Source organism: Flavobacterium sp. R1_16 (genome assembly GCF_057652095.1).
Genome location: NZ_JBYFCG010000001.1, coordinates 926,705 through 950,224 on the forward strand (window position 1 = coordinate 926,705; position 23,520 = coordinate 950,224).

Genomic DNA, 23,520 nt, shown 5'->3' on the forward strand with positions numbered 1-23,520 from the left:
ATTAACTCATCCAATTAACACCTGCTTCAGGATTCCATTTGGTTGTAGTTTTCTTTTCTTTTGTAAAGAAACCAATAGAACTCTTTCCTGTAATGTCTCCAGAACCAAATCTAGATTCATTCCATCCACCAAATCCAAAAGGCTCTCTAGGAACTGGTACACCAATATTTACCCCACACATACCTGCAGAAGCATTTTCGGTAACATAGTTTGCTAAGCCACCACTTTGTGTAAATACTGAACAAGCGTTTCCATAAGGATTTGCATTTTCAATAGCTAGAGCTTCATCGATAGTTTTAACGCGAACAATAGTAAGAACAGGACCAAAGATTTCTTCTCTGGCAACTCGCATATCAGCAGTAGCATAATCAATAATGGTTGGACCTACATAAAAACCATTTTCTTTTCCAGGTACTACAGTATTTCTACCGTCTAATATAATTTTTGCGCCTTGTTGTTCTGCTTCTGTAATATAGCTTTCAATTCTTTCTTTAGCAGCTTTTGAAATTACTGCTCCTAGTGTAGTTCCACACTGAATTTTTAGTGCATCACCAATTAGTTTATCTAAAATAGCATCACAATCACCTACAGCAAGTAATGTGGCAGCAGCCATACATCGTTGACCAGCACATCCGCTCATTGATGCAACAATATTAGAAGATGCCATATCTGGATGCGCATCAGGTAATAAAATGATATGATTTTTTGCTCCACCTAAAGCCAATACTTGTTTCAAGTTATGACTGGCTCTTTGGTACACAATTTTGGCAACTTTGGTGGAACCAACAAAAGTAACCGCTTTAATATCTGGATGATCACAAATATTTTCTACAGTTGACTGAGTCCCGTTTACAATATTAAACAAACCATCAGGTAAACCAGCTTCTTTCAAAAGACGAGCTATGTATTGACTGCTAATTGGCACAGCTTCTGAAGGTTTTAGAATCATAGCATTACCCAGAGCAATAGCATTTACCACTGTCCAATGAGGAACCATACTTGGGAAATTAAAAGGAACAATCGATGCCACAACTCCTAGAGGATGTCTTGTTGCGGAACAATATACTCCACGACTTACTTCCATATTTTCTCCGTTTACAAATTGAGGAAGAGAACATGCAAATTCAGTAAGTTCAATAGCTTTGTCAATTTCTGCTTTTGCTTCACCATGAATTTTTCCATTTTCGCGGTAAATTATTTCTGTTAGTTCGACATTGTTTTTTTCTAACAGTTGTTTGTATCTGTAGAATACTTGAACACGTTCTTTTAATGTTACTTTTTGCCAAGCTTTTTGTGCTTTTTGCGCATGCTCTATAATTTCATTCAAGTCAGCCATTGTAGACTCTTTGAATGTTGATAATGTTTCGCCGTCAAGTGGTGATATTACAGCATGAGTTTTATCGGAACTTCCTGGTTTAAAAGATCCGTTTACAAAGTTTTTTACTTCTTCGAATTTCATATTTTTGATATTTTTTTTGAGACGTCAAATATACGATATTTTACAAAACGGCAACAATGTTTTTAGTTAATATAAAAAAGAAATGTTAATTTTATAAATTAAATGCAATAATAGTTTTGCTATATTCGCTAGTTTTAAACAAGTGTTACTATCTAACAATAAATCAAGAATCATGAGAAAAATACTATTTAGTGTAATAATGGCTTTGAAATTTTGTATAATTTCAGGTCAAGTTCTCGATAATGAGGTTTCGAAAGACAGTATTTCTCCTGAATCGGTCAAGGGTACTTGGGATATGAATCTTGATTTAGCTTCAAGATATATTTGGAGAGGGCAATCGTGGGGAGGAGATTATCCTGTTTTGCAATTGTATGGTAATTATAATCTAAGCGAGCAGTTTTCTGTGGGTTTTTGGACAACGACTAATTTTAAAAAAGAATATTACGATAAAGATAGAGCTTCTAAAGGATATCAAGAGTTGGATTTTGTTCTCAATTATGCGCCTACAGATTATTTAACAGTTTCATTACAAGATTATTACTGGCCATCAACTGACAAGCAAGAAGGTGTTTCGAATGATTTTTTTAATTTCGGTAACGACGGTTCTCAATCTGTAGATTTACAATTTTTATTTGATTTTTCTGAGAGAAAATTACCGTTTTGGACTACATTAAGTACATTAATAGCTGGTAATGATTTTAGGTATAAAGATGAAAATGACGAAAAAGGCAAACAAAATTTCACCACTTACATTGAATTTGGATACACCTATGAAGCACCTTTAAAGACTCAATTGGCTCCAGTGGTTGGTTTTGTGATTAATAATAAGGCAAAGTACTATACCTATGCCGATTATGACAAACCTTCATTTGTGAATTTGGGATGTAAATTATCTAGAGATTTTGAATTAGGAAAACATTTTATAATGCCAGTTTGGTTAAATTATACCTACAATGCGGCTTCTGATTTGGATAATTTAGAGCCATTTGGAAAGCAGTTTTTGGTTGCTGGATTGACGTTGACTTATGAATAAAATTTATCTTAAAAACAAAAAGCAGTTATCAATGAGATAACTGCCTTTTGTTTTAATACTAATAATTAGCAAGAGTAAGTTTGTCTAATAGGTGTATGCGGTTGCTCTTAATTCATTTTGATTATTTGCTTCGATAACAATAAATGAATAACCATCGGCTGCCGCTTTTTCTTTCAATCTTCTTTCTGCCAATTCTTTTGCTAATGGTGCAGGTTGTCCCTTTGCTAATGCTGGGAAAAGACTAATGGTGCCTGCTTTTTTTAGTCCAAAGGTTTCTGATGGTTTCAAAACCACAATCTTTTTAGAATCAGATTTTCCAGAAATTTCAATTTTTTCAGAAATGGTTTGAACGTTGTTTTTAGCTTTATTTTCCAATTGGGCTATTGCGAATTTACTAATCTTATTTTCTTCTTCGCTTCCAGGTAAGGAATAGTAAACTAAATCATCTTCAATTTTTATAAGGTTTACATCGGTCTTTTCGCCGTTGTGTTTGATGATTGCATCTGTTTGACCAAAAAATGGTCCGCTAATAGTTAATAGTAGTAATACTAATATCTTTTTCATGAGTTTTTATTATTAGAATAATTGAAATGTTTGTTTAAAATTGTACAGGTATTCTAATAATTAATTCTGGTGGAGGATTAGTGACATCCGATTCAATTTCTTTAATATTGAAAGTAAATAGGGGAGTTGTTACAATAAAAATTGACGTTAACAAGAGAAATTCGGTTGAATCTTCCAGAAAAAGTTCCATTAAATTTTTGGTTTCTTTCTCTACAAAATTCTCAGACATTTCATAAGATGTATTTTCAGCACCATCACGAATTGTGCTGAATGTTTCATATATCCATATTACGGATAGCATGAAAATGATTGCTAAATAAATATACTTTATTACTCTTGTCATATATCAAAAATACAAACTAAAGACATTTTTTACAACCCTAATGAGGTTAATAATAAGTTAAATCAAGTTTTAAATAGATGAAATTTTGGTTCAAAAAAGTCAATTTAGTTCAAAAATGAACTTTTTGTTGGATGTCATTTTTTTATTTTTTTTATTTTTAAAATACAATACCCTAATTTTGATAGGGTATTTTTGTTTAAAACATAAAAATTACATCAATATACCATATAAATTAATGGGGTATTATAAAAATATTTATGTTTGCTCAAGGATTAACAAAATATTTTGTTTTTCAGAAAATAAAAAAACAATATGAACTAAATTAAATTAAACATGAAAAAAACGTTACTAATTTTAGCTTTAGCGCTAACGACAAGCGCAACATTTGCACAAGAGGCTGCGGCCCCAGCTGCTACAACTTTTGCAGGATCTGCAGATATGTATTATAAATACGATTTTTCAGATCAACAAGGAAATGGTCAAACTAGTTTTACTAATTCCCATAATTCTTTTGAACTTGGTATGGCTACTATTCAGGCATCACACAAATCTGGAAAAGGATCTGTATTTGTAGATTTAGGTTTTGGAACAAGAGCGAGTGAATTCACATACAATGATGATGCAACAAGTTTTATGATTAAGCAATTGACTTTTACTTATGATTTATCTGATAAATTCAAAGTAATAGCGGGTTCATTTGCAACACACATCGGATACGAACTTGTTGATGCAATTGGCAACAAAAATTACAGCATGTCTTATGCTTTTACTAATGGCCCATTCTTTAATACTGGGGTTAAAGCACAATATACTTCTGGCAAATTCAGTTTTATGGCCGGAGTAACAAATCCAACTGACTTTAAAAGAGCTGTAGAAGCTGGTTCTACTCAAAAAACTTTCATAGGTCAAATTGGGTATACTGGAGAAACAGGAAGTGCTTTTTTTAATGTAACTTCAGGAAGTGCTAATCCAAATCCTAGTTTTGGTGAGCAAGCAGGTGGAAGTTCAACAAATGCCACTCAAATCGACGTAGTAGCTTCTAAAAAGGTAAACGATAAATTTAACTTAGGTTTCAACGGAACTTATAGAATGCTTACTGATGATTTTGATAGTGACTTAGATGGAAATTGGTTTTCATTAGTTGGGTATGCTACTTATGCAGCTAAAGAAAATTTAAGTCTTGCATACAGATTAGAATATTTTAATCGTGATGAAGCTTTAACGGGAGTTGATGGAGGTATAAGCATACTTGGTAACACGTTATCATTGAATTACAAAACAGGTAATTTGACAATTATCCCTGAGATTCGTTTTGATAGTGCTTCAGAAGAAGTTTTTTCTGATAGTGATGCTCTTGGTACAAAAACAAATGCTTACGTGTTATTAGGAACTACTTATTCTTTCTAATAAATAGTACATCAATATTATAAAAACACCGTTCTAAAATTTTAGAACGGTGTTTTTTATTTCAATTAGGACTTTCTGTTTAAAATAATTTTACAATGGCTCACCATACAAGTCAAACTCAGTGGCTTCAATAATTTTTATAGATGCAAATTCGCCTGTTTTTAAATAATATTTTGAAGCATCGATTAATACTTCATTGTCAACATCAGGGCTATCAAATTCAGTTCTTCCTACAAAATGTCCACCTTCTTTTCTATCAATAATACATTTGAATGTTTTTCCTATTTTCTCTTGATTTAAATCCCAAGAAATTTGAGATTGCAATTCCATAATTTCATTGGCTCGAGCTTGTTTTACCTCTTCAGGAACATCATCTTCAAGTAAGTAGGCATGAGTGTTTTCTTCATGTGAATAAGCAAAGCATCCCATTCTGTCAAATTTCATTTCTTGAACAAAATCTTTCAAAATTTCAAAATCTTCTTCAGTTTCTCCAGGGTAGCCAACGATTAAAGTGGTTCGAATTGCCATGCCAGGTACAGCCTCGCGGAAGTCTTTTAATAATTTAGTTGTTTTTTCTTGAGTAGTTCCTCGACGCATCGATTTCAAAATAGAATCGGAGATGTGTTGTAGAGGAATATCAATATAATTACAAATCTTAGGTTCACGCTTCATGATTTCTAAAACATCCATTGGGAAACCTGTAGGGAATGCATAATGTAATCGAATCCATTCAATGCCTTCCACCTTAACTAGAGCTTCTAATAGTTCTCCAAGATTTCTCTTTTTGTAAATATCTAATCCATAATAGGTTAAATCTTGAGCGATGAGAATAAGTTCTTTTACTCCATTTTTGGCTAATCCTTGAGCTTCTTTAACTAATTTTTCGATAGGTTGTGATACGTGTTTTCCACGCATAAGAGGTATAGCACAAAAACTACAAGGTCTGTCGCAACCCTCGGCTATTTTTAGATAAGCATAGTTTTTAGGTGTTGTTGTCAAGCGTTCGCCCAATAATTCATGTTTGTAATCGGCACCTAATGCTTTTAGGAGTTGAGGTAATTCGGTTGTGCCAAAATACTGATCGACATTAGGAATTTCTTTTTCTAAATCGGGTCTATAACGTTCTGATAAACAGCCAGTAACGAATACTTTGTCGACTAATCCACGTTCTTTTTTATCGGCATACTCTAAAATCATGTTTACCGATTCGGCTTTGGCATTGTCAATAAATCCACAAGTATTTATCACTATAATATTTCCTTCTTTTTCAGCTGGAGCCTCGTGTTCAACATCTTTTCCATTGGCTCTCAATTGTCCCATTAGGACTTCACTGTCATATACGTTTTTGGAACAACCCAGGGTAATTACATTGATTTTGTTTTTCTTCAATGATTTGGTTCTCATAGACTTAAAAATTGGAGTGCAAAATTACGCTTTTTATTATTTAGAAACATCATGGTTTAAGAATATTATTATTTGCAAATAGTGACTCTGAACTAATTTTTGAAATAAAAAAGCCATTGATATTAAGTCAATGGCTTTTAAATTCATTTTTTTATGTATTTATAGTTCAAATAATAATGTCACACTAACGTTACTATTTTTTGTTTTCACTGAAGCACTGTCGGTAAACCCTTGTGAGAAAAATCTATTTTGAGAATTTCTATTAGATGCTGAATAGGATAAATCAAGTTTTGTATTGCCAAAATTATATCCAATACCTCCAGACATACTAGTTAAATCACCAATCGTTTTTTCATTTTTGTAAGGGCTTTGTTCATTGCGGAACCCCCCTCTTAAACTCCATTGTTTTATTCTATACTCGGCACCAACTCTTAGTTCACCTGCTGTTGTCAGTAGATTTGATAAATCTGAATTTGTGTTTTTAAATTCATTCCTAGGAGTAAATTTAGTATTGCTGTAATCTTTCAATGCATAATCAACGCTAATTAATCCAGACTTTCCAAAAATATACGCTAAACTTCCCGTCCACTTCCCAGGAGTGCGAAGGTTATAAGGGTCATAAATGATGACAAAATCAGAATCGACAGTTGTGGTAGTTAAGTTGGGATTTGAAGGATTACCATAATTAAAGCCTTTGCTTGAGAGCGTTTGTCTCAATTCATCATTCAATCTGTACCAAGTTGGAGAATCGTAGGTTAGCCCCAATCTAAATTCTTTGGTTATTTTCGCTATTGTACCAAGTTGAAAAGAAAATCCGTCTCCGTAAGTGTGCAAATCATTGTTAAATCTAAGGCTTCTAACTCCAGTGTCGGAACTATTATTGTTGGATTCATAAAAACTTGTAGAGTGTCTGTAATCGGTAAAATGTGAATTTAAGTTCACACCAATGTACAGTTGGTCTTTGTATTGAGCGGCAAAATTAAAATTCAATTTGCCATTATATCCTGTTGATTCAAGGTAATTTTCTTGATAATAATTTCCGCCATTGGGTACGTTTGTAACATACATGTCGTTATTTGGATTTGATGCATCAACTGGATTGATGATATAACCGTTGTATCCTAAAAAGGCTTGTTGGTCTGAATAATTTAGATTTTCGTAATACGAATTCTGTAAAGTTTTTAAATAAATGCCTCCTTGATCTATACTCGGATTTGCATTTGCATAACTCAAGAAATATTTGTCGATAGAGTTAGTTGGATTAAATCCTGAAGTATATAGTGAATTTTCGAAATTATTGATGCTTTCATAATTCACTCCAAAAGCAATTTTTTTCCAATCATTTTTTGGATTAGCATCATTAAAGACTAATACTCCTCCTGCTTGACTAATATTGAAATTAGAATTCGTAGCATCATTTTTTATTCCAAAATAATCAGATTTATTTCTGATAGAAAAATTGTTTAAGGTAAAGCCTACCTGATTATTTGAAAAGATAACCGAACCAGCAGGGTTAACATTTATTGCAGAAAAATCTCCTCCAAGGGCTCCAAAAGCACCACTTAAAGCGCTAAAACGAGCTGTTCCATTTAAATCGTTATGTGAGAAACGCAACGCATCAGAAATGCCTTGAGAACGAATTGAACTAATAGAAAGCACAGCTAAAAATAAAACAATGATTTTTTTCATTTTGTATTTTTTTATTCGGTTATTGATTACCTTCTACCACCACCCGATGAACGTCCGCCACCACCGCCATTATATCCACCACCGCTACCTGAGGTACTTGGGGTGTATGACCTTGAAGGTGAATTATTGTAATTTCTATTGGTATTGCTTTCAGTTCTTGGAGTGTAAGTATTATTTCTACTAGGATTATTTGTTGAGTTTGGTGTATAACTTGGTGTCGTAGTTCGAGTAGGAGAATTTTGATTTCTAGAATTATCATAATTATTCATTCTACCATCATTGCTGTTTGTGCCTCGGCTACTATTTCTTACAGTGTTAAAATTGCTACTTCTGTTGTAACTTCCGTTGGAGTTTCTGTTGCCAATGTTATAGTTTGTATTCCTATTATTTCTACCAGAGTTATAATAATAACTACCATTTGAGTATCTTCCATACAATCCGTCTCTTCTTCCGTTTGCACGATAATAGTTGTTCCAATTATTTCCGTACCAACCATTCCATCCCCAGTTAGGTCCGTACCAATTATTCCAACCCCATCCCCAGTTAGGACCATACCAAGAATTCCAACCCCATCCCCAACTAGGGCCATACCAAGAATTCCAGCCCCAACCAATATTCCAATTCCAGTAGTTGTTCCAATAATTATATCCCCAATTGGCATCGTAAACATTGATGTTTACATTGCTAGAATTATTACCCCAGCTTGAATAGCCCCCAGAATATTCTGAATTGTTATTTTGTTGCGTATTGTCATAATTTGATTTGTAGCTTTCAACATCTGTAAATGTTTCAATGGTTTCGTCATTGTTTTGAAGAGAACTAAAATAATCTTTATACTGATTGTTTTGTGGGCTTGTTTGTGAATTTTGATTGTCATTTTGTGGTTTATCGATGTCACCATATACGCCATCTCTGTCATAGTAGGAACTGTTTTGATAGGAACCACAAGAACTAGCAACAATAGCCATAAAACCCAATAATGAGTATATGGAATTTTTTTTCAAAGAAAAATAATAAGTTTTCATATCTAGGGTATTTTTATTGTCGGACATTACAAAATTAGTTAGTTTTGCCAAACTATTTAGTTAAAATAAGTTAAACAATTTTTGTGCCAAACTAATAATATGAGTAAGAACCTTACTACAAGATCAGAAGATTATTCAAAGTGGTATAACGAGCTAGTTGTCAAAGCAGATCTTGCTGAAAACTCTGGTGTTAGAGGCTGTATGGTGATTAAGCCATACGGGTATGCCATATGGGAAAAAATGCAAGCAGAGTTAGATAGAATGTTCAAAGAAACTGGGCACAGCAATGCTTATTTTCCACTTTTTGTTCCCAAAAGTATGTTTGAGGCAGAGGAAAAAAATGCAGAAGGTTTTGCTAAAGAATGTGCAATTGTCACTCACTATAGATTGAAAAACGATGCTGATAGGCCAGGTAAATTAATGGTTGATCCTAATGCCAAATTGGAAGAGGAACTCATCGTTAGGCCAACAAGTGAAGCTATTATATGGAGTACCTATAGAGGTTGGGTTCAATCCTACAGAGATTTGCCTCTGCTAATTAATCAGTGGGCAAATGTTGTTAGATGGGAAATGAGAACTCGTTTGTTTCTTCGAACGGCAGAATTTTTATGGCAAGAAGGACATACTGCTCATGCCTCCAAGCTCGAAGCTATAGAAGAGTCTGAAAAGATGATGAATGTATATGCTGACTTTGTCGAAAATTTTATGGCAATCCCAGTTATCAAAGGTTTGAAAACAGAAACAGAACGTTTTGCAGGTGCAGAAGAAACCTATTGTATAGAAGCTTTGATGCAAGATGGGAAGGCTTTGCAGGCAGGAACTTCGCATTTTTTAGGACAGAATTTTGCTAAAGCATTTGACGTAAAATTTGCTAATCAAGAAGGAAAGCAAGAACACGTTTGGGGAACTTCTTGGGGAGTTTCTACCCGTTTGATGGGAGCATTAGTAATGACTCACTCAGATGATAACGGTTTAGTTTTACCTCCAAATTTAGCACCAATACAGGTTGTCATTGTACCTATATACAAGAGTGAAGATGAACTAGCTACAATTACTAAAGTAGTAGAAGATTTGATGCTTCAATTTAAAAAACTGAAAATCTCGGTTAAGTTTGATAACAGAACGACTCAAAAACCAGGATTCAAATTTGCTGAATGGGAATTAAAAGGAGTTCCTGTTAGAATAGCTGTTGGTCCAAAAGATTTAGAAAACGGAACTTTTGAAGTGGCTCGAAGAGATACATTGTCAAAAGAAGTTGTTTCTAAAGAGGGTATTGTAAATTATATCAATGATTTATTGGAAACAATTCAAAACGATTTGTTCAATCGAGCACTCCAGTATAGAGATGCTCATATTACCGAAGTAAACAGTTTTGATGAATTTAAAGATGTTTTAGAAAACAAAACAGGATTTATTGCAGCGCATTGGGATGGTACTCCAGAAACAGAAGAAAAAATTAAAGAACTCACCAAGGCAACTATACGTTGTATTCCTTTGAATAGGGTAGAAGAAGAAGGAAAATGCGTTTTTTCTGGAGCGAAATCTACTGGTAGAGTGCTGTTTGCAAAGGCCTATTAAAAAAAAATAAAAAAAATAACTTCTACTATTGTACGAATAAAAAATAGTTGTATTTTTGCATCCGCATTACAGAAGTATGGCCCGTTCGTCTATCGGTTAGGACGCCAGGTTTTCATCCTGGTAAGAGGGGTTCGATTCCCCTACGGGCTACAACAACTCAATATATATTGAGTTTTATAACAACTAGAAGAATAATGGTCCGTTCGTCTAGGGGTTAGGACGCCAGGTTTTCATCCTGGTAACAGGGGTTCGATTCCCCTACGGACTACAAATTATAAAATAAGAAAAAAAATAAAATGGCAAATCATAAGTCGGCATTAAAGAGAATTAGAAGTAACGAGAAAAAAAGAGTGTTAAATCGTTATCAACATAAAACTACTCGTAATGCAATTAAAGCGTTACGATTAGCTACTGACAAATCAGATGCTTCAAGCAAATTATCAAGCGTAATTTCTATGATTGATAAATTAGCTAAGAAAAATATTATCCATGATAATAAAGCTTCTAACTTGAAATCTAAATTAACAAAACACGTTGCTAAATTGTAATTTTACAATCAGTTATATACTTAAAAAACTCTCCAATTCGGAGAGTTTTTTGTTTTAAAGCCTTTCTTTTAAATGTTCTATTATTTCTTTTGTAATGGGTTTTGAAAGAAAATCAAGCACCATAGGGTATGTTTTAGATTTTTGAATATCGTTAGGATCAATAGTTGATGAGAGTACTATAATCTTTGTGTTTTTGAAGGCGGTGGTATATTCTTCTTTTGAAAAATGATCTAAAAATTCCCAACCATCCATGACTGGCATATTCAAGTCTAGGAATACTAACGAAGGATATTTTTTAATTTCGGCACCTAAATTATTTAGTTTTAAATCGTCAAAATAATTTAAAGCCTCTTCTCCGTTTTGAGCTGTGATTATTTCAGTAGCAAAAGAAGATTTAGCAATTACCATTTTGCAAAGCATCAGAGTAATTGGGTCATCATCAACACATAAAATTAAGTCCAGCATTTTTATTATTTTTTAAATGTTATAGTAAAGGTGGTTCCTTTATCTACTTCGCTCTCTACATTTATTGTTCCTCCCATAGATTCTACTTGCGATTTTACCAAATACAAACCTAAGCCTTTACTGTCGGGATAGTTATGAAATCTTTGATAAAGTCCAAAAATTTTATCGCCATTTCTTTCTAAATCAATACCAATACCATTATCCTTGAATACTAAGACGATGTTTTCGCCAACCTCTTTTGAAGAAACAAATACACGAAGCGTTCTTTTAGGAGATCTGTATTTTATAGCATTGGTAAACAAATTTAATAAAATACTTTCAAGATATGCCTTGTTAATGTTTAATATGGTTACTTTTTCGAGCTCAATTTTTAAAATGGGTTTGTGCAAGCTAATTAAAAAGCTCAATTGGTTGAATACATTTTCAAAAACATCTTTTATAAGTACTTCCTCTTTTTGAATGGATGGATTGTCTTTTATAATAACCACTTTCACTAAATCGTTGATGGTTTCATTCAACAAATGGGTTGACTTAGAAAATCCATTCAAAATTTCTTTGAGTTCTGGATTGTCTACAGGGATTTCTTCAATTAAGTTTAATAATCCCGTCAAATTAGACAATGGAGCTCTTAAATTATGAGAAGTTATGTAGGAGAACTGTTTTAAATCCTTGTTGTTTTGTGTCAACTCTCGAATGAGTTGCTCTTTTTCTTTTTCTCTTTTTTTCTCTTCAGTGATGTCTCTTTGTATGGAAATCCAATGCGAATGTTCTCCTTCCTTGTTGGTAATTGGAATCATAGAAAAATTGACCCAATATTCCTTACCGTTTTTAGTATGATTTAGCGTTTCAAATTTAAATTCTTCTTTTCCTTTGAGCGCCTTTGATAAATTACTTAATTGATTTTCAACCGATTTTCTACCCATGAAAACGGTAGGTGTTTTACCGATAACTTCACTCGATTTGTAGCCCGTCATCGTGGTAAAAGCGGGATTGACGAAAACTATTTTAGGTACTGTTCGGTGTGATTTTTCAGATTCGGTAATAATTACAGCATCCTTAGTTTGTGTAATAACGGTTTCAAGAAGTTTAAGTCTTTGTTCTTCCTCTTTTTGTTTGGTAACGTCCTGAATGGTTCCAATCATTCGAATGACATTTCCGCTTTCGTCTTTAACTAAAAATCCTCTATCAAAAACATATTTGTAGGTTCCGTCTGCACATTTAAAACGGTATTCATCCTGCCATTTTTCTGTTTTTTGCTCGATAAAAGAATATAATTTTATCGACATTTTGATACTGTCCTCTGGATGAATTCTATCGAACCACCATTTAGATGTTTTTCCTACATCTTCTCTATTGTAGCCAAAAACATCCTGAATTCCTTTATTCCAAACAAAATCATCTTCTTGAATTTTCCAGTCCCATATAGTGTCACTCGTAGCTTTTGCAACTATATCATAACGCTCGTTAGATTCTCTAATTTCATCATTACTTTTTTGGAGTGATTCAAATATCTTGTTGTTGTGACGGTCATTTTTTGTGAGAACATATTTAAAAATAATTCCAGCCAAAAAGATAAAACCAATATCTTTCATGAAACTGTAAAAAACTAAATCGGGTTGTGAAGGGAAGACTTTGCTTAAAAGTAAATAGCTTGCGATAGCAAGAGATGCGTAAAAAAGTACAAAAAGTAATGTTATTTTGGTCGATTTATTTTTCATTACTCAAATATAAAAAAATATTGTACATTTTAAAACGATACGTTTAAACTTATTGAATTAATTAACAAAATCTTCAGCATAAGTTACTAAACTGCAACTAATAAACCCAAAGGTTTTTTATATCGAAATAAAGTGTACCTTTGCACCCATTAAAATTTACAGATGGAATCTATTAGAAACATTGCAATTATTGCCCACGTTGACCACGGTAAGACTACTTTGGTTGACAAAATTATGTACCATTGTCAACTTTTTCGTGAAAATGAAAATACAGGTGACTTAATTCTTGACAACAACGATTTAGAGCGTGAAAGAGGGATTACAATAACTTCAAAAAATGTTTCTGTAGTATATAAAGGTACAAAAATCAATATTATCGATACTCCAGGTCACGCGGATTTTGGTGGAGAGGTAGAACGTGTTTTGAACATGGCCGATGGTGTTTGTCTTTTGGTAGATGCCTTTGAAGGCCCTATGCCACAAACGCGTTTTGTATTGCAAAAAGCACTTGACTTAGGTCTAAAACCATGCGTTGTTATCAACAAAGTTGATAAAGAAAACTGTACTCCTGAAGAAGTTCATGAGAAAGTTTTTGACTTGATGTTTGAATTGGGTGCTGAAGAATGGCAATTGGATTTCCCAACTGTTTATGGTTCGGCTAAAAACAATTGGATGTCTGATGATTGGAAAAATCAAACGGAAAATATTGAACCACTATTAGACATGGTTATCAATAATGTTCCTGCTCCAAAGGTTTCTGAAGGTACACCACAAATGTTGATTACCTCTTTGGATTTCTCTTCATTTACTGGACGAATTGCTATAGGTCGTTTAGAAAGAGGTGTTTTAAAAGAAGGAATGCCAATTTCTTTAGTAAAAAGAGACGGTAAAATTATCAAATCACGTATTAAAGAGCTTCATACTTTTGAAGGCTTAGGTCGTAAAAAAGTACAAGAAGTGGTGGCTGGAGATATTTGTGCCATTGTTGGAGTGGAAGGTTTTGAAATTGGTGATACTATTGCTGATTTTGAAAATCCAGAGGCTTTGCAAACCATTGCTATTGATGAGCCAACAATGAGTATGTTGTTCACGATTAATGATTCACCGTTCTTTGGAAAAGAAGGAAAGTTTGTGACCTCGCGTCATATTAAAGATAGATTAGCAAAAGAATTGGAGAAAAACCTAGCATTGAAAGTAGGGGATACTGATTCTGCGGATAAGTTTATGGTTTTTGGTCGTGGTGTACTTCACTTGTCGGTTTTGATTGAAACCATGAGAAGAGAAGGATACGAATTGCAAATTGGTCAACCGCAAGTAATTATCAAAGAAGTTGATGGTGTAAAATGCGAACCTGTTGAGGAATTAACCATCGACTTACCGGAGCATTTGTCAGGAAGAGCTGTTGAATTTGTAACGATTCGTAAAGGTGAAATGTTGAGTATGGAAGGCAAAGGAGAGCGTATGATTATCAAATTCAATATTCCATCACGTGGAATCATTGGATTGCGTAATCAATTGTTGACTGCTACTGCTGGAGAAGCTATCATGGCGCACCGTTTCATTGGATATGAGCCGTACAAAGGCGAAATTCCAGGTAGAAATAATGGTTCGTTGATTTCTATGGAAAATGGAAAAGCGATACCGTATTCTATTGACAAATTGCAAGATAGAGGTAAATTCTTCGTAGACCCGAATGAGGATATCTATGAAGGTCAGGTTATTGGTGAAAACACGCGTAGCGATGATATGACTGTGAATGTTACCAAGACAAAGAAACTGTCTAACGTGCGTTCTTCTGGAGCGGATGATAAAGCGAGAATTATTCCTGCTATCAAGTTCTCACTAGAAGAAGCTCTAGAATACATTCAAAAAGACGAGTATGTAGAGGTAACGCCTAAGTCGTTGCGTTTGCGTAAAATTTACTTGAATGAAAATGATAGAAAGCGATTTAAAATCTAAGTTGTAGAGATATAAATATAGAAAACCACCAATGTGAATTGGTGGTTTTTTTTTAGGGTTTTGTTTTTTAAACGGTTGTTAGCGAAAGTGTTTAAAATAGAAAAAATAGTTTGCAAAATGAAAACTTTCGTTATCTTTGTCGCATGAAGATTCTAGTAAAGAAGACGATTTTATACTATATAAAAAAATATCCAACAGCTCAAACGCAGTTACTGATTTGGTATAATGAATTTTCTAAGCATGAGTTTTCTAATTTTAATGAACTTAAAAATGTTTATGGTAACGCAAGCATTGTGAATAATAATCGCGTTATTTTCAATATAAAAGGAAACGATTTCAGATTGATTGTTTCAGTAAATTTTTTGCAATCGGCTTGTTATGTGATTTGGTTTGGTACACATAAAGAATATGACAAAGTAAATGTCGAAACTATCGCTTTTGACACAACAATTTTAACAAACAAAAATAGTTAACTATGAACTGGAAAGTATTAAAAACAGAAGATGATTATAACAAAGCTTCAATACGAATGATGGAAATATTCAACGCAGAGCCCAATACTCCTGAGAGTGATGAATTAGATTTGCTTATTGTGTTAATAAAAGATTATGATGAAAAACAGTATCGTCTTCCAGAATTAAATGCATTAGAAGTAATAAAATATAAAATGGAAGAAATGGGAGTGAAGGCAAAAGATTTGGAACCAATTATTGGTAGCAAAGGGCATGTATCTGCTGTTTTATCCGGCAAAAGAGAAATTACTTTAAAGATGGCGCAGAAACTAAAAGACTTTTTTAGAATTCCTGCGGAAGTGTTTTTACACAGTGCGTGAATAAAATTTTGTTAACGTTCTCTTGCTAGGTGCGCGTTGCGGTATAGCGAACAGCGTAAGCTCCGCTAAGATAAAGTTTTTACGTGAAAACCAAGCATAAAGCCAACAAAATCCAGCAATGGCGCTTCATGTGCGGTTAGCGGTTGTCTTTATTTCGGGAAAGTTTGAGCAGAAAGCTGCCGAAGTGTTTCTTCCGAAAAATTATCCATCAATCCATCTTTGATTTTATATTTTATTTTTTGATCTTCATATTTTTTGATCTTCATAAATATGTGAAGCCACGTAATAACTAGATAAACTATGTCGTCTTTTGTTAAACTCAATACTAAGTTTATTGAAAGGAATTTCTATTTTATAATTTTTGAATAATGTTACGTAAAAAACTTCCAATTGCTTTTTCTCAAAATTAAATATGACTTTAGTTGTAATACTTTCGAAGCTCAAATATATCATTACAATTAATCCTATTGCTACTTCAATTTTCCATCTTGAGTGATTATGTTTTTTTACAAAACCAAAAACATGAAATATTTGAAGCATGATAATTACAATACCAAAAACTTTCAGATAACTATATCTTGAATTTGTGCTTTTAGGAAAGTATTTAATTTCATTCATTATTTTATTCGGTTTAGTGTTTTTAAGATAACCGCTAACGGTTTGCTGCCACGCGGCGTTGCGGAAAAGCGAACCGAGTTTTTTCCACTAAGATAGAAAGTTCATCGTGAAAACCAAGCGTGAAGCCAGGAAAAACCAGCGATGATCGCGTGGCTGCGGTTGTGAGCAGTTCTTTTTTACTCTGTTTTGGACTTCAAATCTTTATAATTAGCCAGTATCATAATTAAAGTTATAAATGCTGTTAACATTTCAGTTCCAACAAAAAGTTTAGCATAGAAACTATTAGTTTGAATTTCACTTGTATTATTCATTAGAAAAACACCAAAACTGTAATACAAGAAATCTAAATATATATTATCTTCTGCAACATTTGTAAAATTTGATTTATTATAGTCAAACAAGCACCAATAATACGACGCAAAAGTTAAAGATAGAAAAAATATGATACCTAAAGTATGCGCTAAAAATCTAAATCGTCCTTCACTATTTTCTCTATGCTCATATATTTTTTCTGTGTGATAAACAACAAAATAAAAGTTACTAAAAATGAGAAAAAAGAAATAAAAAAATCTAAAAGTATTTTTTTCTAAATCAGTACTTTCATTCATTAAGAATTCTCTAAAAAACAAATACATAAGGAATGGGAAGATTACAAATATTCCGTGTCTATTTAAATATTTAATTATTCTTTTCATTTCTTTCGTTAAGTTACTGAATTCGCGGTTTTTTGCAGAATTGCTCACAACTCGTTTATACCCGAAACAAACCTTCGTATATACACCCATTTTTGGGTAGATTGGCAAAGGTTTATTTCGTTTCTCTTTTCAAATGTAAAGAAATAATTCAGTACAAACTTATGTTTTACTCTTTTAGTAAAAATTCTAGAGGTATCTGTACTCGTTCTTGCCACGCTTTTTCAGAATGGTCTTTTCCAGGGAAGTATTGCGTGCTCCAATGGCTTGGCGTATAGCCTTGTTCCGTCAAGATGATGTCGGCTCTTTTTTGTAGGGTAGGATACAAGGAGTCGAGTGTTTTATCTCCACAATCAAAGTACAATTTATGGTTTTTGGGGTTGGGTAGGTTCTTCTTGAAATAGGATAAAAGTGCATCGGGTATAGGATTGTCTAGGAGTTGGTATATCCCAGTCCAGTGTGTCGATAGGCAGGCAGCTCCTCCAAACACTTTTGGGTATTCACAAATGGCATACATCGAAATCAATCCGCCCATGCTCGAACCCGCAATAAAGGTATTGGCTTGGTCTTTTTTGGTAGAAAAGGTTGCATCGATATAGGGCTTTAATTCGGTTACTAAAAATTTCAGATAGTTGTCTGATATTGGGCTAAAAACGCTGTTGATTTTTCCTTTTTTTAGTAAATCATTAGAAATGAATTCTTTTTGTGAATTTGAAAATTCAGAATACGGCTTTTGCGGAAAATATTCTGGGTGGCGTTTTTGTCCGTTGTTCCAAATGCCTACTATAATGCATTTTCTAATTTTGTTTTCGGCAATTAACTGGTTGGCTATCGTATCTATTTCCCAAGCTTGTTTGTTCCAAGTAGTTTCTGGATCGAATAGCATTTGTCCGTCGTGCATGTAGAGCACAGCATATTTTTCGGAATCAGAATATCCATCAGGTAACCAAATGTCGATGTTTCTGGCATCAACATACTTCGATTTGAAATTTTCAATATGCCGAATCTTTCCAAAGGGACGATGGGATTGTGCGTTGGTGAACATACTGATGAGAATAAAAAAGAAAACTAACTTTTGTGTTTTCATACTTAACGTCTTAAACTAAAATGTCCTTTCACCACCTTATTATTTTGGAAGGTAACGGTGTACCAATAATCGTCTGAAGGTAATTGGTAGCCGTTATAGGTTCCATCCCAACCTTTGTCCATGGGGTTAATTTGTTTTATTAATTTTCCGTATCGGTCATAAATTTCTATGCGGGTATTGGTATTGAAATTAGCATTCACTCCTTTAATACTCCAGGTATCATTGAAGCCGTCTCCATTAGGTGTGAAAAAATCAGGAATTCCTAAAACTGCAATTTCCACGGGGCCAACCGTTCCGCAACCATTTAGGTCTTTTACATATACTTTTTGAACTCCACCAGGAACATCGTTAAAAATGTTTGAACTTTGAAAACCTTTTTTTGGATCAAGGCTATACACATAGTCTCCATTGCCGCTAACTATAACTTCAACGGTGTTGTTGTCTATTAAATCGGAAATTTTAATGTCTTCAATAGTCGCTATTACTGATGTTGTAACGGTAATGGTTCGTGTTCTGTAACAGTTATTGCTATTGCTAACATCAACAGTGTACACTCCAGGATTACCTACTACAATAGTTGATTTGGTTTCGTTAGGAATTTCAACTCCATCAAGATACCATTTGTAACTGTAGGCTGAGGCGGAACCACCCAATACTCCCGCATTTAAGGTAACGGTATATCCAAGAATGTTGGTACACACCAATTCGCTGTAGGAACCATCTTCATTCAAATCGATGTTGGGTAATGGAATAACTTTGAGTGGTAAAACTCTTTCGGCAAAACAACTTGGGTTAATTGGGTTTTCAATTTTTACTTTAATACTTTGTGAAGCAGTCACATAAGGATTAGGCAATTGATTACTCAAAGGATTTCCTTTTCCGTCAAAAAAGCTAACGTTCATTCCTGTTTGTCCGTTAAGAATGGTGCTTTCAAATGCTGAGGTATCAAATCCTACAATCCCGTTTTGATTTTTAGGGTCTACTTCATCGTCACAAATATTGAGTTGACTGCTAGGAATAGGGAAAGCAAGTGGAAGTGTATCCACGATAAATTGAATTTTGCCTTCACGAGAGCACGGTCCTTCGTCAGTGAGTGTTGAATTATTTGTTGCTTGTACCGTAATTGTTTTGGTGTTTTTTACCGTAAACGGATTGGGTAGAGGGCTCGATAATGGCGTTCCGTCTTCGTCAAAATATTTTAAAGTGATATTGGTTTGATCGTTTAAAATTGTAGCAGTAAATTTTGAGGTATCAAATCCCAAAATCCCGTCTTGATTGTCATCACATTTTTTGACAATATTTGTTCCATTTATGGGATGTAGTACGGGTAATTTTTCGACGTTTAATTTAATATAAGGTCCTAATCCGTAACAAGCATTATCTGCATCACTCTCTACTCTTACCCAAATTTCTTGTTGATTGGGATAGCCTATGTTTCTATAATTGTAAATGCTATTGATACTGAAAGGATTTTGAGATATTTCTAAAGAATTTCCTTGCGCATCTGTCTCTGCTGATGCATCGGTAACATTTTTGTAATACTTGATAGAATAGGTGGATGTTGTAGGAAGTAAATTGATTATTTTGGCAGTAACGCTACTAAAATCAAAGGTAGCAATACCATCAGTGTCATCATTATTGGCAGTATTATTTCCGTTTGCATCTAGAAAATCGTCGCATTCATAAAAATTATTTTGAAATGTTATTGGGATTTGCGTAGCACTAACAGTAACGTTGAGCTGTGCAACCTGAAAACAAGAGTTTTTGTTTTCGACTCTTACCCAAATAGTAGAATTAGTGTTGTTGTACTGCAAAGGATTTAGAATCTTGTAATTTATATCCGCATTTTGAGCACCAAATTTTGAATTGTAATACGAGAAAGTCTCATTAAGATAGTTGGTGGAAATTTCATTTTCTTTCTGTCTCAAATTGATGTCGGTGTATCCGTCAGATATGGTGTCGTCATCACATTGTACCAATGAAGTTACTGGAGCTAAAACTGGTAAATCGTAGATAGTTAAAATAGCTTCATTTGATAACACCTCACAAGAGTTTCCATTGGTGAGCATTCTTACTCTGTAGCGATTACCTTTCATAGAAGCTTTGATAGCATTTATTTGCAAGATATTGGTCGCACTTCCTGAATAGTCTGCATTATCAACAATATCATTCCATGTCCCACCACTAAAAACCTGCCATTGGTAGAAGTTTACGGGAGATGTTTCAATAATAGCTTTAGCATTTTGTAATTCGCAGGTTGGAGCAATTACAGGTTGATTGATGATTGTTATTGTAGCATAGGTGTTGTAATTTGGATTGGGCAATGTATAGCCCACCGCATTGGTTACAAGCCCATTAGTATTGGTAGTAGGAGTAGAGTCTCCCAACAATCCGTCATTATTTCCGTCAAGGAAACCCGCTTCAAAAGTATCAAAGCAACCGTCGTTGTCATTATCTAATTCTAAATAATTTTTTTTGCCATCGCTATCAGTATCGGTTAGAGTGTAGCTGAGAATTCCTGAATCTCTGAAGGTTTCAATGGAATCTAAAACACCATTTTGTCCAAAATCGGAAGGAATTCCATCGATGATTCCGTCAAGATTTGCATCGATAGCTGTACATCCAGATTCTACAAGGTCATAAATTCCATCATTGTCACTATCTAAATCAAAATAGTCAGCTACGCCATCTTTATCTGAGTCGATTAGAGTTAAACCGATTCCATAGCTATCATCTAAACCATCTTGGTCTACATCGGTATTTGATTTGGCAATAAAATTATTTCCTTGAGCTTCGATATTATCAAAAATTCCGTCATTGTCAGTATCTAAATCCAAATAATCTGGAGTTCCATCGCCATCAGAATCCTTAGGAGCACAGGTTTCAATTATTTTAAAAGTTGCTTTATTAGCAGAAGTTTCGGATAGATTTTTATGAGTAAAAGTAATCGTTGAAGTGCCAAAACATTTGAACTTGAATGATCCTGAACCTGCAACAAGAGGTACTGAACTATTTAATCGAAATCGAACTTCAAATGAGGAAAAGTTACTCACACCACTCTCATAAATACCATCATAATTGGTATCAATCAGCAATTGATCGTTTGGATTGAGTATGGTTATGGTTTTGTTTGTATCGCAGTTTAGAATGAACTCACCAGAGTCGTTTAACAAATCACTTGGATTTGCAGTAGTAACATATTCTACAGAGACATTTGTAGGATTTGTAAAAACTTTTTTAACTGTAACACTACTTCCTTCTTTTACAGCAGTTTCGGTTACAAAATCTCCAGTTGCTGTCCCTATGAATGGTGTTGGAGAAGCCGTTCCATTTGTTGTAATACTAATTCCACTTGTGTCACTCAGGTCGATATTCCTATTTCCTAGAGATTCAAAACAATTTATAATGCCATCTCCATCATAATCAATATCGATGTTATCATTAACAAGGTCATTGTCAAAATCTGTAGGGCATGAACTCACGGGAATTTTATCGGATAATAGCTCGGTACCACAGTCTCCAATAGTTGCTTTGACATAATAATATCCGGGTTGGGTAGGGGTATAACTTCCCTTAGTGGCTCCTGCAATTGGATTATCGTTGTAATACCATTGAAAAATATCAAATGGACTTAATGAGTTTACTGATAGTTTAGAATTTGGGATACAATTAGATTTTGTGATGTCCAACAAACTAAAACTAATTTCAGGTTTGAATGTAAAACCGGAGTAAAAGCCACCAAAGGTTGCAGCATCATCTGTTCCATAGGCAGCTAAGTAGAGTTGCCCAGACGAGAATACTCCCACATCTCCTTTTAAACCCGTTATGGTGTAGGTAGTATAATTAGTATTTCCAGTTACGGCTGTAGGACCAACGACGTTAACATTAGGCAATGCATTTAGAGTGGTTGTGGTGTAGGAGTTTCCATTAATTTCAAAAGTCAAACTCGATCCCGCTTGCGTTATTAAAGTCACACGACCTTCATAAATTCGTGTTCCAATTCTTTCAACAAAGGGAATATTATCAATAACATGAGGTGTTTCACAACTCAAAGGTGGAACAAAAAATAGTTCTTGATTGGCATACAATCTGTCAGGGTCATTATTCAGGTATCCAACAGTTTGATAAGCAAAGACATTTTTAGAGGTTCTAACGTAAAGATTTCCTTTGGAGGTATAGCTATTTCCTTTTAATGCAACATATTCACCAGCATTTATGGTGTAATCTGGAGATGGATTTCCATTTAGATATATTTCCGTGTTGTTTTCGTTGGCAACCAGCAGTACTACCTCGGCATCATCTCTTCCCGTACTTTTTATAAAAATATATTCTTTTCCTGTTCTTTCAGAGGACACAATTTGGTCAAAACCGAGGTCAAGATTTTGATTAGCATTGGAACCAGTAAAAGAACCGCAATTCACAACAATTGGTTTATCCGACGATACTAAAGCTCCAATCAACGCATCGCGATTAGCATCTAATGGACCTTGTACCGCCATGATATAGCTTTCTCCTCTATTTAAGCTTATTGGAGCTGGTGTATTTGAAGCCGGTGCGTTGTTAAGTAACGATGCTCCGGGTTTAATGTCCTTGAAGCTAATAGTAGTGTTGTTCTCAGTAGCTAAAATGGAAATGAAAGTAAAATGATTATCTGTAAATGGTATTGCATTAGTATTGAGTAATGAACCAACTCTGAATTCAGTTCCAAGAGCAGCTAATCCTTTTGAGACGATTTCGCCAGATTGATTACCGCTACCAGCAATAACTCTTACAGAAACGTATATTAAATCTTCGGCCTCTATTATAAAACCTTTGTTTGAAAGTATTTTACTTACTTGATTTTCTCTAACCATTAGTTGTGTATTTACACCATAACCAATGTCCATAACATAGGGATTGCTTTTGGAAACTGTGCCACGAATAGTAGTGCTTCCTAATTGTATAATTTTGAAATTTACTGGATTGGCATTAGGAGTTGAAATGTATAAAAATTGTTCCTGTGCACTAGAGGAAATATTTTCAGAGCCAGACAAAGGCGGTAAGTAATGTGTTTTGCTGAATTGAGCCAAACACGATATTGAGAACAGTAAAAAACAAAT

Annotated in this window: 19 protein-coding genes and 2 tRNA genes; 9 read left to right on the top strand and 12 right to left on the bottom strand. The window is 34.0% G+C overall.

The features are described 5' to 3' along the window. Window position 1: 1 nt before the first annotated feature. Window positions 2–1,459, bottom strand: a complete 1,458-nt coding sequence (locus AC23L6_RS04025; RefSeq protein WP_487562203.1) for a CoA-acylating methylmalonate-semialdehyde dehydrogenase — start codon at window positions 1,457–1,459, stop codon at window positions 2–4. Between the two features lie 172 nt (window positions 1,460–1,631). Between AC23L6_RS04025 and AC23L6_RS04030 the strand changes: the two genes are divergently transcribed. Beyond that, a complete protein-coding gene (locus AC23L6_RS04030; protein ID WP_487562202.1) occupies window positions 1,632–2,492 on the top strand; it encodes a hypothetical protein in 861 nt (286 codons plus the stop codon). 84 nt (window positions 2,493–2,576) lie between these two features. Here the strand turns inward: AC23L6_RS04030 and AC23L6_RS04035 are convergent, their stop codons facing one another. Further along, window positions 2,577–3,056 (bottom strand): hypothetical protein, encoded by a 480-nt coding sequence (locus AC23L6_RS04035; RefSeq protein WP_487562201.1) that lies wholly within the window; start codon window positions 3,054–3,056, stop codon window positions 2,577–2,579. Between the two features lie 34 nt (window positions 3,057–3,090). Further along, complete coding sequence (locus tag AC23L6_RS04040; protein WP_487570226.1) at window positions 3,091–3,357, bottom strand: hypothetical protein; 267 nt, start codon at window positions 3,355–3,357, stop codon at window positions 3,091–3,093. 375 nt (window positions 3,358–3,732) lie between these two features. Between AC23L6_RS04040 and AC23L6_RS04045 the strand changes: the two genes are divergently transcribed. Next, a complete protein-coding gene (locus AC23L6_RS04045) occupies window positions 3,733–4,806 on the top strand; it encodes an outer membrane beta-barrel protein (protein ID WP_487562198.1) in 1,074 nt (357 codons plus the stop codon). A gap of 90 nt (window positions 4,807–4,896) precedes the next feature. On the opposite strand, the gene rimO is transcribed toward AC23L6_RS04045, so the two are convergent. The 3 genes from rimO to AC23L6_RS04060 all read right to left on the bottom strand — a co-directional run bounded on the left by rimO (window position 4,897) and on the right by AC23L6_RS04060 (window position 8,924). Then, the gene (gene rimO / locus AC23L6_RS04050; RefSeq protein ID WP_487562197.1) at window positions 4,897–6,210 is read right to left on the bottom strand and encodes a 30S ribosomal protein S12 methylthiotransferase RimO; all 1,314 of its coding nucleotides are present in this window, start codon (window positions 6,208–6,210) and stop codon (window positions 4,897–4,899) included. 159 nt (window positions 6,211–6,369) lie between these two features. Further along, window positions 6,370–7,899 (bottom strand): OmpP1/FadL family transporter, encoded by a 1,530-nt coding sequence (locus AC23L6_RS04055; protein ID WP_487562195.1) that lies wholly within the window; start codon window positions 7,897–7,899, stop codon window positions 6,370–6,372. A 26-nt stretch (window positions 7,900–7,925) separates the two neighbouring features. Beyond that, window positions 7,926–8,924 carry a hypothetical protein gene (locus tag AC23L6_RS04060; RefSeq protein ID WP_487562194.1) on the bottom strand — a complete coding sequence of 333 codons (999 nt, stop codon included), beginning with the start codon at window positions 8,922–8,924 and terminating at the stop codon, window positions 7,926–7,928. 99 nt (window positions 8,925–9,023) lie between these two features. Between AC23L6_RS04060 and proS the strand changes: the two genes are divergently transcribed. From proS to rpsT, 4 genes are all read left to right on the top strand, one after another. After that, complete coding sequence (proS, locus tag AC23L6_RS04065; RefSeq protein WP_487562193.1) at window positions 9,024–10,502, top strand: proline--tRNA ligase; 1,479 nt, start codon at window positions 9,024–9,026, stop codon at window positions 10,500–10,502. Between the two features lie 78 nt (window positions 10,503–10,580). Further along, window positions 10,581–10,652 (top strand) — tRNA-Glu (locus AC23L6_RS04070). Between the two features lie 46 nt (window positions 10,653–10,698). Further along, window positions 10,699–10,770: transfer RNA gene (locus AC23L6_RS04075), tRNA-Glu, on the top strand. Between the two features lie 28 nt (window positions 10,771–10,798). Continuing rightward, window positions 10,799–11,050, top strand: a complete 252-nt coding sequence (gene rpsT / locus AC23L6_RS04080) for a 30S ribosomal protein S20 (RefSeq protein ID WP_487562192.1) — start codon at window positions 10,799–10,801, stop codon at window positions 11,048–11,050. 54 nt (window positions 11,051–11,104) lie between these two features. Here the strand turns inward: rpsT and AC23L6_RS04085 are convergent, their stop codons facing one another. Both AC23L6_RS04085 and AC23L6_RS04090 read right to left on the bottom strand, forming a co-directional pair. Then, complete coding sequence (locus AC23L6_RS04085; protein ID WP_487562191.1) at window positions 11,105–11,515, bottom strand: response regulator; 411 nt, start codon at window positions 11,513–11,515, stop codon at window positions 11,105–11,107. 5 nt (window positions 11,516–11,520) lie between these two features. Continuing rightward, window positions 11,521–13,233: a PAS domain-containing sensor histidine kinase gene (locus AC23L6_RS04090; RefSeq protein ID WP_487562190.1), complete on the bottom strand. Its 1,713-nt coding sequence runs from the start codon at window positions 13,231–13,233 to the stop codon at window positions 11,521–11,523. Between the two features lie 162 nt (window positions 13,234–13,395). Between AC23L6_RS04090 and typA the strand changes: the two genes are divergently transcribed. The 3 genes from typA to AC23L6_RS04105 all read left to right on the top strand — a co-directional run bounded on the left by typA (window position 13,396) and on the right by AC23L6_RS04105 (window position 16,024). Continuing rightward, a complete protein-coding gene (gene typA / locus AC23L6_RS04095) occupies window positions 13,396–15,192 on the top strand; it encodes a translational GTPase TypA (protein WP_487562189.1) in 1,797 nt (598 codons plus the stop codon). Between the two features lie 143 nt (window positions 15,193–15,335). Next, window positions 15,336–15,665: a type II toxin-antitoxin system HigB family toxin gene (locus AC23L6_RS04100; protein WP_487562188.1), complete on the top strand. Its 330-nt coding sequence runs from the start codon at window positions 15,336–15,338 to the stop codon at window positions 15,663–15,665. A gap of 2 nt (window positions 15,666–15,667) precedes the next feature. Continuing rightward, complete coding sequence (locus tag AC23L6_RS04105; protein WP_487562187.1) at window positions 15,668–16,024, top strand: helix-turn-helix domain-containing protein; 357 nt, start codon at window positions 15,668–15,670, stop codon at window positions 16,022–16,024. 246 nt (window positions 16,025–16,270) lie between these two features. Here the strand turns inward: AC23L6_RS04105 and AC23L6_RS04110 are convergent, their stop codons facing one another. The 4 genes from AC23L6_RS04110 to AC23L6_RS04125 all read right to left on the bottom strand — a co-directional run bounded on the left by AC23L6_RS04110 (window position 16,271) and on the right by AC23L6_RS04125 (window position 23,490). Beyond that, complete coding sequence (locus AC23L6_RS04110; RefSeq protein ID WP_487562186.1) at window positions 16,271–16,642, bottom strand: hypothetical protein; 372 nt, start codon at window positions 16,640–16,642, stop codon at window positions 16,271–16,273. A 176-nt stretch (window positions 16,643–16,818) separates the two neighbouring features. Next, a complete protein-coding gene (locus AC23L6_RS04115; RefSeq protein ID WP_487562185.1) occupies window positions 16,819–17,337 on the bottom strand; it encodes a hypothetical protein in 519 nt (172 codons plus the stop codon). A 166-nt stretch (window positions 17,338–17,503) separates the two neighbouring features. Beyond that, a complete protein-coding gene (locus AC23L6_RS04120; RefSeq protein WP_487562184.1) occupies window positions 17,504–18,421 on the bottom strand; it encodes an alpha/beta hydrolase in 918 nt (305 codons plus the stop codon). Between the two features lie 2 nt (window positions 18,422–18,423). Continuing rightward, a complete protein-coding gene (locus tag AC23L6_RS04125; protein ID WP_487562183.1) occupies window positions 18,424–23,490 on the bottom strand; it encodes a T9SS type B sorting domain-containing protein in 5,067 nt (1,688 codons plus the stop codon). Window positions 23,491–23,520 lie beyond the last annotated feature (30 nt).

Bases quoted from the DNA above. Each gene is read 5' to 3' on its own strand.
- proS (WP_487562193.1), top strand. From the start codon at position 9,024: ATGAGTAAGAACCTTACTACAAGATCAGAAGATTATTCAAAGTGGTAT.
- AC23L6_RS04105 (WP_487562187.1), top strand. From the start codon at position 15,668: ATGAACTGGAAAGTATTAAAAACAGAAGATGATTATAACAAAGCTTCA.
- AC23L6_RS04040 (WP_487570226.1), bottom strand. From the start codon at position 3,357: ATGCTATCCGTAATATGGATATATGAAACATTCAGCACAATTCGTGAT.
- AC23L6_RS04025 (WP_487562203.1), bottom strand. From the start codon at position 1,459: ATGAAATTCGAAGAAGTAAAAAACTTTGTAAACGGATCTTTTAAACCA.
- AC23L6_RS04055 (WP_487562195.1), bottom strand. From the start codon at position 7,899: ATGAAAAAAATCATTGTTTTATTTTTAGCTGTGCTTTCTATTAGTTCA.
- AC23L6_RS04100 (WP_487562188.1), top strand. From the start codon at position 15,336: ATGAAGATTCTAGTAAAGAAGACGATTTTATACTATATAAAAAAATAT.
- AC23L6_RS04035 (WP_487562201.1), bottom strand. From the start codon at position 3,056: ATGAAAAAGATATTAGTATTACTACTATTAACTATTAGCGGACCATTT.
- AC23L6_RS04045 (WP_487562198.1), top strand. From the start codon at position 3,733: ATGAAAAAAACGTTACTAATTTTAGCTTTAGCGCTAACGACAAGCGCA.
- AC23L6_RS04085 (WP_487562191.1), bottom strand. From the start codon at position 11,515: ATGCTGGACTTAATTTTATGTGTTGATGATGACCCAATTACTCTGATG.
- AC23L6_RS04115 (WP_487562185.1), bottom strand. From the start codon at position 17,337: ATGAAAAGAATAATTAAATATTTAAATAGACACGGAATATTTGTAATC.
- typA (WP_487562189.1), top strand. From the start codon at position 13,396: ATGGAATCTATTAGAAACATTGCAATTATTGCCCACGTTGACCACGGT.
- AC23L6_RS04060 (WP_487562194.1), bottom strand. From the start codon at position 8,924: ATGAAAACTTATTATTTTTCTTTGAAAAAAAATTCCATATACTCATTA.
- AC23L6_RS04120 (WP_487562184.1), bottom strand. From the start codon at position 18,421: ATGAAAACACAAAAGTTAGTTTTCTTTTTTATTCTCATCAGTATGTTC.
- AC23L6_RS04110 (WP_487562186.1), bottom strand. From the start codon at position 16,642: ATGAATGAAATTAAATACTTTCCTAAAAGCACAAATTCAAGATATAGT.
- rpsT (WP_487562192.1), top strand. From the start codon at position 10,799: ATGGCAAATCATAAGTCGGCATTAAAGAGAATTAGAAGTAACGAGAAA.
- AC23L6_RS04090 (WP_487562190.1), bottom strand. From the start codon at position 13,233: ATGAAAAATAAATCGACCAAAATAACATTACTTTTTGTACTTTTTTAC.
- rimO (WP_487562197.1), bottom strand. From the start codon at position 6,210: ATGAGAACCAAATCATTGAAGAAAAACAAAATCAATGTAATTACCCTG.
- AC23L6_RS04030 (WP_487562202.1), top strand. From the start codon at position 1,632: ATGAGAAAAATACTATTTAGTGTAATAATGGCTTTGAAATTTTGTATA.